Source organism: Longimicrobium sp., from assembly GCF_036387355.1.
In the GTDB taxonomy this organism is placed as follows: domain Bacteria; phylum Gemmatimonadota; class Gemmatimonadetes; order Longimicrobiales; family Longimicrobiaceae; genus Longimicrobium.
Genome location: NZ_DASVTX010000557.1, coordinates 1 through 7,833 on the forward strand (window position 1 = coordinate 1; position 7,833 = coordinate 7,833).

At 72.3% G+C, this 7,833-nt stretch carries 10 protein-coding genes; all 10 read right to left on the bottom strand.

Features of this window, described 5'->3' with window-relative positions:
* Positions 1-208 precede the first annotated feature (208 nt).
* The gene (locus tag VF665_RS24115; RefSeq protein ID WP_331056043.1) at positions 209-694 is read right to left on the bottom strand and encodes an NUDIX domain-containing protein; all 486 of its coding nucleotides are present in this window, start codon (positions 692-694) and stop codon (positions 209-211) included.
* Between the two features lie 17 nt (positions 695-711).
* The gene (locus VF665_RS24120; protein ID WP_331056044.1) at positions 712-1,071 is read right to left on the bottom strand and encodes a hypothetical protein; all 360 of its coding nucleotides are present in this window, start codon (positions 1,069-1,071) and stop codon (positions 712-714) included.
* 41 nt (positions 1,072-1,112) lie between these two features.
* A complete protein-coding gene (locus VF665_RS24125) occupies positions 1,113-1,637 on the bottom strand; it encodes a GNAT family N-acetyltransferase (RefSeq protein WP_331056045.1) in 525 nt (174 codons plus the stop codon).
* A gap of 193 nt (positions 1,638-1,830) precedes the next feature.
* A complete protein-coding gene (locus VF665_RS24130; RefSeq protein ID WP_331056046.1) occupies positions 1,831-1,971 on the bottom strand; it encodes a hypothetical protein in 141 nt (46 codons plus the stop codon).
* Positions 1,968-2,291, bottom strand: a complete 324-nt coding sequence (locus VF665_RS24135; RefSeq protein ID WP_331056047.1) for a DUF6582 domain-containing protein — start codon at positions 2,289-2,291, stop codon at positions 1,968-1,970. Before VF665_RS24135 ends, VF665_RS24130 begins: the two co-directional genes overlap by 4 nt.
* Complete coding sequence (locus VF665_RS24140) at positions 2,288-3,217, bottom strand: diacylglycerol/lipid kinase family protein (protein ID WP_331056048.1); 930 nt, start codon at positions 3,215-3,217, stop codon at positions 2,288-2,290. Before VF665_RS24140 ends, VF665_RS24135 begins: the two co-directional genes overlap by 4 nt.
* A gap of 98 nt (positions 3,218-3,315) precedes the next feature.
* Positions 3,316-3,870: a hypothetical protein gene (locus VF665_RS24145; protein ID WP_331056049.1), complete on the bottom strand. Its 555-nt coding sequence runs from the start codon at positions 3,868-3,870 to the stop codon at positions 3,316-3,318.
* A gap of 491 nt (positions 3,871-4,361) precedes the next feature.
* Positions 4,362-4,925, bottom strand: a complete 564-nt coding sequence (locus tag VF665_RS24150; RefSeq protein ID WP_331056050.1) for a hypothetical protein — start codon at positions 4,923-4,925, stop codon at positions 4,362-4,364.
* A gap of 88 nt (positions 4,926-5,013) precedes the next feature.
* Positions 5,014-7,470, bottom strand: a complete 2,457-nt coding sequence (locus tag VF665_RS24155; RefSeq protein ID WP_331056051.1) for a carboxypeptidase regulatory-like domain-containing protein — start codon at positions 7,468-7,470, stop codon at positions 5,014-5,016.
* 97 nt (positions 7,471-7,567) lie between these two features.
* Positions 7,568-7,833 (bottom strand): serine hydrolase (locus tag VF665_RS24160; RefSeq protein ID WP_331056052.1); only part of this gene is annotated, 266 nt, incomplete at its 5' end.

Sequence of the window (7,833 nt, forward strand, 5' to 3'; positions counted from 1 at the left end):
GCAGCCTCACAGCAGTATCGTGAGGCTTTCAGCCGTTGTTGCGGCGACTTCAGTCGCTCAGCAGCCCGCCGACGCCCCGATCCCTTTGCCGCCGCGCCGAGCCTTTCGCCCAACAAAAACCCTCCCCCAGTCTGTTTTGGGGGAGGGTGGGCCGGTGGTGCCGGCCCGGGTGGGGGCCGCCCGAGAGATCGGGCGATCGCTGGCGGTCTCAGGCCTGCCTGCGAGCGGTCTCCAGGTACGCCTCCAGCCGCCCCACCAGTTCGGCCTGCGCCTCGTTCAGCTTCTGGCGCGCCTCATCCGGCGTAAACCACCCGCAGCGGTCCACCTCGGGAAAGGTGAGCCACCGGCCGGACCCGCGCGGCCACTCGGTCTTCGCCTCGTTGCTGAACACCGCCGCGGGATCGGCGTCGCCCTCCCAGCCCCAGGCGTGCACCGTCTTTCCCGACTTCTGGCGAATGGAGCCCAGCGGCAGAAAGGGCGGCTGCGGCTCGATCCCCGTTTCCTCGCGAAACTCGCGCACGGCAGCCTGCAGCGGCTGCTCCCCGGGATCCACCAGGCCCTTGGGGATGGTCCACGCGCCCGCGTCGCGGTGTCGCCAGAACGGCCCGCCGGGGTGGGCGAGAAACACCTCGATCGTGTCTCCGACGCGCCGGAAGAGGATCATTCCGGCGCTGACCATGTGGCGGGTGGACATCCGTACGCGGGCCGGGGTCAGGGACGCGGTTCGGGGACGGCCCCCGGCACGGCCAGCGTGGTGCCGCGCTCCGTGGCGGCAGGGCAGGCATTCGGCATGGGCGCGGGCGTGCCGGGCATGCGGTGCCGGCCCATGACCGCGGCCGTGTCGCGCGGGCGCCCGTTCGGCATTGCGTCCCCCGTCGCGCACGGCTGCCGGTCCGCCTTGCGGACAATCACGTTCTGCCGCGCGGCCGGCTGCGAGTCCGCTGGCGCGGCGAAGACGGTGTTCCGCTGCCCCGGGACCGTCGCCAGCGCCTGTGGCGCGGGGGATGACGCATGCGGGGCGGATGCGCACCCGGCCATCATCATCACCGCCAGGGTTTGGACTGCGTTCATCGCTGCTGCTCCGGGAAAGATGCGCGGCACCGTCGGGCTCCTCAGGCAGCGGGAAGCGGGCGGGACATGATGCGGTCCGTCTGCGCGTCCGACCCCAGCTGAAACACGTGGCTCCCCACGTCCACGAAGCCGTGCTTGGTGTAGAAGCGGATCGCCCGCGGGTTCCGCTCCCACACGCCCAGCCAGAAGGTGGTGCCGCCCAGAAAGGAGGCGGCGCGCACGGCCTCCGCCATCAGCGGCGCGGCAAGGCCGCTGCCCTGCCACGCGCGGTCCAGGTAAAAGCGGCGCAGTTCCACGGGGTCGCCCGTTACGCAGGGCGGCGCCGAGCCGCGGCCCACCTGCGCGTACGCCACCAGCTTCCCCTCGCTTTCCGCCACCACCGTCACGATCCACGGGTCCGCCAGTTCGGCCGCCATCTGCTCCGGCGTGTACGCCTGGGCCATGTACGCCGCCATGTCCTCGGGGCGGTTGTCCGCCGCGAACGCGTCGGAGAAGGTGCGTGCGCCCAGTTCGGCGAGCGCCTCGGCGTCCGCGGGCTGCGCTGCGCGGATGTACGGCGGATTCATGAGGGCCGGACGGGTGTGAAAAACAATGCTTCCGGCCCGCAAGCTAGCGCGTGCACGCCGCCGCGCAATGCGCGCGCATCCGCCCCAGACCGGACGGAGCGTGGAACGCGCAAGTCGCGCAGAACCATGCGCATCCAAGACGCCGTCGCGTTCCCTGGACGCCCGGTGGTGCCCGCCGGTCCGCCGCGGGCGGTCAGCCGAGGGGACGGCAGCCGTTCCGGTGCTCCGCCACGTTGGCGAGGATGAAGTCGCGATGCTCCACCCGCATTCCGTCGAACCGGGCGGCCCGCATGCACGCGCCGAGCGCCGCGGGTGGGATGCCGATGCCCTTCAATCGTGGGCCGGGTTGCGGGTGTGCGGCTTGCGGCCGAGGTCGTGCCAGTCTTGCTCCGCCACCTCCACGCCGAAGTGCCGCGCGGCCTTGCGCAGGTTGGCAAAGGCGAGGTCGCGGTCCTCGTCGCTGATCCCCTCTACCTGGTCGAACCGCGCCAGCGCCGCGCGCACGTGCCCGGCATCCGTCACCGGCAGCTTGCGCTGGTGCGGCAGCGCGAACGCGGAGTTGGGGAGCTCGTTCCGCTCGCTGGTCTGCAGACGATGGTCGTGGTTCCTGTCCACGTCCTTGTCCGGCGCCTTCCACGTCGCGCGAACCGTCATTCCGTCCTCCCGTCGATGTCAGGATTTCTCCGTGGCGCGATCACGGTGAACGCGCCGCGGTTCAGGCGAAAGTGCAGCGGCGGCCGCACCTTCACCAGTTCGCCGTCAATGCCGATGGTGACGTGCTCGCGGCGAAGGTGCACCACGCACTCCTCCACCAGCAGCGTGTCCAGCAGGTCCGTGCGCGCCGTGGCGTCCAGCCCGCGCCGCAGCGCCGACCACGCCAGCGCCGCCACGCGCCCCCGCGCGGAGGGCCGCGCGATCATCACGTGCAGCGCGGGGCGCCCGCCGGGCAGCCGCGTGGACGGGGACAGCCGCTCCAGGTCGCGCTCGCCGATGCCGACGTACACCATGGGCGAGTGATAGCGCCGCCACTCCGCACCCTTCCCGTCACCCGTGCGCATCTCCACCCGCATGCCGCGCACGTGCCGCCACACGCGCAGCGCGCCCAGCACGCTCGCCGTGCGGTAGCTGAGCCCGCGCCTTTCCAGCCGCTCGCGGGTGCGCACAAAGGTGACGTACGCGCCCACGGAGCTGGAGTTGAGGATGGCGTTTCCGTTCACCTCGCCCAGGTCCATGCGCCGCGGAACGCCCGTCGCGGCGACTTCCAGGCACGCCGCCATGTCGTCCACCGGCAGTCCGAGGTCGTGCGAAAAGTGGTTCAGCGTGCCGCCGGGCAGCACGGCCAGCTCCACCCCGGTCTGCGCGGCGACTTCCGCGGCGCACAGCACGGTGCCGTCGCCGCCCGCCACCACGATGCGCCCCGCCCCGCTCCGCGCCGCCTCGCGCAGCTGCTCCCGGATGTCGCCCGGCCCCAGCTCGTGCGCCTCAAACCGCGCATCAGTGCGCACGGCGGCCAGCACCCGCGGCGCGGAGCCGGAGGCCGGGTTCAGGTAGACGGGAAGGGGCGCGGCGTGGTTGGTCATGCCCGCGGGAAGTGCAGGAATCGCGCACAGCGGTGTCGCATTCCGTCCGCCCGCGATCCGGATGACGGGCTCTCCTGCGTTGGATGCCGGAACGCGTGTTACTGGCGCGGGCCCAGGCAGGGCAGGGTGCCGGCGCGGTCGGCGGCCTGGCGGGCGAGCTCGTTGGCGTTGGCGTAAGGCCCGATCCGGTGCGTAACGCAGACGCGTCCGCCCGTCAGCCGCGCCACGGCCAGGTACGACGTCCTGCGCTCCGGGACTTCCGGATCCTCGTTGGCGTTCACCCGCACGATGAGCGCGACGGGGCGCAGGGCGCGGCCGGTGCCGCGCACTCGCCACTCCGCCCGCGGGCCCAGGCTGGAAAAGCCGCTGGTGATGACGGTCCAGTAGTCCAGCGGATGCTGCCTGCGGTCTGGCGTGACGACGGTAACCGAGACGCGCGCATCGCCATCGCTCACCAGCAGCACATGCCCCGCGATGCCCGGGCAGCGCTGCTCCGAGTCGCCGGTTTCCTCGTACGTGCGGATGGTGCGGCACTGCGCGGGGTCCAGCGTCGTGTAGACGCTGCGCAGAGGGTCGCCCTGCTGCGCCGGCGCGGCGGCGAGCAGCGGAAGCGCGAGCAGCGCCGGGGTGCAACGGGCGAGCATCGTCGTCACGGGCGTGTCGGTTTCGGGTGGATGAACGGACGTGCGGCCTGCCGGGAAGATAGGGATCGCGGCATGGACGGACTACGGTGCGCGGCCGGGACGGCCGTCGCGGGGCGATGGACCGCCCTGAGCGGATGAATCCGCCGCTCGGACAGCGGTAACCCCCGACACCCGGCCGCTGGCGCGTCCAGGTTCGCGGCTTCAACCGACCCGGGCGGACGGTCCTGGGCTCGCCACCGGCTCGGGACAGGCCGGCGCGATTTCTCCGCCGCCCGCGCCGATGCAGCCGACCCAGTCCGCGAAGGCGGACTTCGTGCTGTTCCAGCGGCGAATTCATTCGCTCTGGGCAACCGGCCGCGCTGATGCGGGGGCTCTGCGCAGGCGGCCGCGCCCGGCCCCGAGGTCCTGCCCCTACGCTCCGCCCTGAGACTCAGAGAAACAAAATCCGCCCTCGCGCACTGCGAGGGCGGACTCCGGGCTCCATCGATCCCGCACCGGGCTCAGGGCTCGATGGTGGGCTTGGCCTGGATCTCCGACCAGTCCAGCGCGTAGTTGCTGCTGAAGCTCAGCGGCGTCTGCAGAAACCCGCGGGCGCGGCATCCCCCCAGCACCATCGGCTCAAAGCGCACGGGCATCCACACGCGCTGCAGCCGCCGGTCCAGCAGCCGGTTGCCGGTGTTGGGCGTCACCTGCTCCACCACGCCGTCCGCGTTCACCTGCAGCATAATGCTCATGCTGCCGTCCACCGCGCGGTTCTCGCGCAGCATTCCCTCCATCAGCAGGTCAAACCGCTCGCGGAACTCGGCCTCGTTCAGCATGCGGGGCAGCCGGCCCGTGGGGATGTACACGACCTGCGTTCCCTCCACGAACATCCGGCTTTCGCGAATGCGCGCCGCCGTCTCCTCCTGCGTGAGCCCCGGCGGCACGGAAACGACCACGCGAAGCTGGCCGGCCTCGGCGCAGGTGGGGAACTCGGAAGCGGCCGCCACGTCCGCGGCCTGGGCCAGCAGTGGCGACGAGGCGAACGCCGTGGCCGCGAGCGCGGTGCGGAACAGGATCTTCATCAGAAATCGACTCACGTACGGGTCAGGAACTCTGGTCGCCCCTGAGTATCTTGCGTTTTACGCCGTTCCGCAACTCCAGCCAGCGCGGTCAGGGTGCGCGGGGGGCCGTTCCCGCCGCGCGCCGCGTGGTCACCAGCATGATGCCCAGCGGGTTGTTGGGGTAGCGCGCCGCCGCCGCCTGCGGAGACAGGATCTCAATGGACTCCACCTCCTCCAGCGCCAGCGTGCGCAGCAGGTTGTCGCCCGGCTCCAGGCGCACGCCGTCCACCATCACCGTCATGGGACGGCAGGCCGGGTTGCTGGGGCGCGAGCGGGTGTACGGCGTGCGGTACCTCATCTCCGCCCGGAGCCCGATGCACTGGCGCGGGGTCACCACCACCTCGCGCACCCGCCGCATCATCTCCATCACGTGGGTGGAGTGCTGCATCTCCGCCACGATCTGCGCGCGATTGAAGGAAATGACCCCCATCCGCGGCCGCGCCGTCACGATCACCGGGTCCATGCTGAAGGTGCCCGGATCAATCTGGAACTCCACTTCCATCTCCGCCCCGCCGCCCACGGAAAGGGGCCGGGTGAACATCCGCTGGCTGGCATCCACCACGTCCATCTGGTACTCGCCCGGCGGCACGCGGCCGAACACAAAGACGCCGTTCTCCCGCACGGGCACCTGCCGCGGGCCCGTGGTGTCGCCGTCCATCAGCCGCTGCGGAACCAGGTGCACCGTCATGCCCGGCGCCACGGGCCGCCCGTCGGGCATGACCAGGCGGCCGGCGAGGCGCACCGGCGCGCGCGGCGAGGTCGTCGCGGAAAGGTCGCCCACCTGCACCCGCCCCAGCGCGTCCGCCGCGATCACATGCTCGCGGGGCTCGTTGCCCGACATGGCCAGCGTGGCCGGCGGCAGCGGCCGGCCCACGAACTCGCCCGACACGCGCACCGACACGCCGGCGGGAAGGCCGCAGAACAGGTAGCGGCCCCGCAGGTCCGTCGTCCGTTCCCCCCGCCGGATGCCGCCGGGCGCGGACTCGTCCGGCCAGGTGATGCGCACCGTGGCGGCGGGAAGGGGAATGCCGTTGGCCCCGTTGCGCACCTCGCCGAACAGCACGGCGCCGCCGCTGTCCGCGCAGGCCAGGGCCATGATGCGCGGCAGCGGCGGAACGGCCGGGGATGCCTCGCGAAGGACGGTTTCGCTCACCAGCGCGTCCATCAGCGGCGGCTCGTACTCCAGCGAATCCAGCCGCGGATGCGCGAAGGCGAGTCCGTAGTTGCCCGGCGGCACGCCCTCCATGAGGTACGCGCCGGTGCTGTCGGTGGTCGCCGCGTACTCGGTGCCTTCCAGATACACCCGCGCGCCCGCCAGCGGCGCCCCGGCCGTGCTGTCCCACACCACCCCGCGCAGCGAGCCCACGCGCGCCAGCGAGCGCACCTGGCCCCCGCGCGGCTGCACCTGCGTGATCTCGGCGCCGTCTTCGCGAAAGGCCAGAATGCGCTGCAGCGGCTCCGGCTCGCCCCGCTCGGGAATGCGCTCCTCCGCCACCATGGGGGTGCGGATGTTCCACCGGCGCACGATCCACGCGCCGGAGCCCAGCCGCTCGAACTCCACCCATCCGCCGGTGCGGTCGAAGTACGCGTCGCCCCGCAGCCCGGTGTACGAGAACTCCATGTCGCGCAGCGCCGCCGTGGCCCGGTCTACCCACAGCGTGCCGCGCACGTCGGGAAGGGTGCGGCCCCGCACCGGCTCAAAGGCGAGGCCCACGCGCGTGGGGTCCACGGGGTGGCGCACGGTGCGGAAGCAGTGCCCGTCCAGAAACTCGTTCGCCAGCAGCGCCGCGGCGTCGGGCGCGTAGTAGACGGTTTCGCCGCTGTCCGGCTGCACCCAGCCGTGGTCGCGCAACTGGGCGGGCGGCGCGGTGCGGAAGGGGGCCGCCGCCGCCGTGGTGTCCATCCGCGAGCTTTCGCGCTCAATGCGCATCGTCACCGGGCCCATGTCGCGCGTCCAGTGGCGGACCACGTACGTGTGCAGCCCCTCCTGCTGCGTCCACGCGGTCGACTCCAGCGCCTTGCGGATTTCATCCCAAAGCAGCTGCGTTTCCGGCCCGCTCTCCGTCCGGCGCTCGCAGCGGGACCGCGCGCGCACGGCGATGCCCTGCAGCTCCACGCCGCGCACCTGGGCCGTCATGCGGCGGGTGACGGTTTCCCCGTCCGCCACGTCCACGGGGGCGGAGCGCGCGGTGGCGTACCCCACCCGCTCCGCGCGCAGCGTGTAGCGCCCGCCGGACGCCACGCGCAGCACGAACCGCCCATCCGCGTCGCTGAGCGCGGCGGTGATGCGCGCGCCCGACTCGTTCAACAGCGCCACCAGCGCACCGGCGATCGGGCGCCCGCTGCCTTCTTCCACCAGTTGGCCCTGAACGGTGCCGTACGCCGCCCGCGCCTGCGTGGCCGCCGGGGTTTGTGCGTGCGCTGTGGATGGCGGCGCGGCGAGCGCGGACGCGAGAAGCACGGCGGAGCACAGCGCGTGCGGAAAGGATGCGCGGAGGCGTGGCATGGCAGGGACGTGGTGCGGGGGAGCGGGCAGGCCCTGTTCAATGAAGGGATGATCCGCTCCGCACACAAGGGCGCCGCCCCGCGATCTTCTTCCGATGTCAGGGCCCGGCGCGGCGGGCAAAGAGCTGGGCCAGCCGGCCGGCCAGCCCCGTGACGCTTTCCGCGCCGGTCACGTTGGTGGATACGGCCACCACGATCCGCTGCTCGGGAAAGATCATGAACGACGTCTGCCCGCCGATGGAGGCGCCGCCGTGGCCGATGATGGGGACGACGGGGCCGCCCTCCGCCAGCCTCCCGCGCCGCGTGAACCATCCGATGCCGTACCCGGTTGATTCGCCGCTCTCCAGCCGCTGCGGCGTCCACA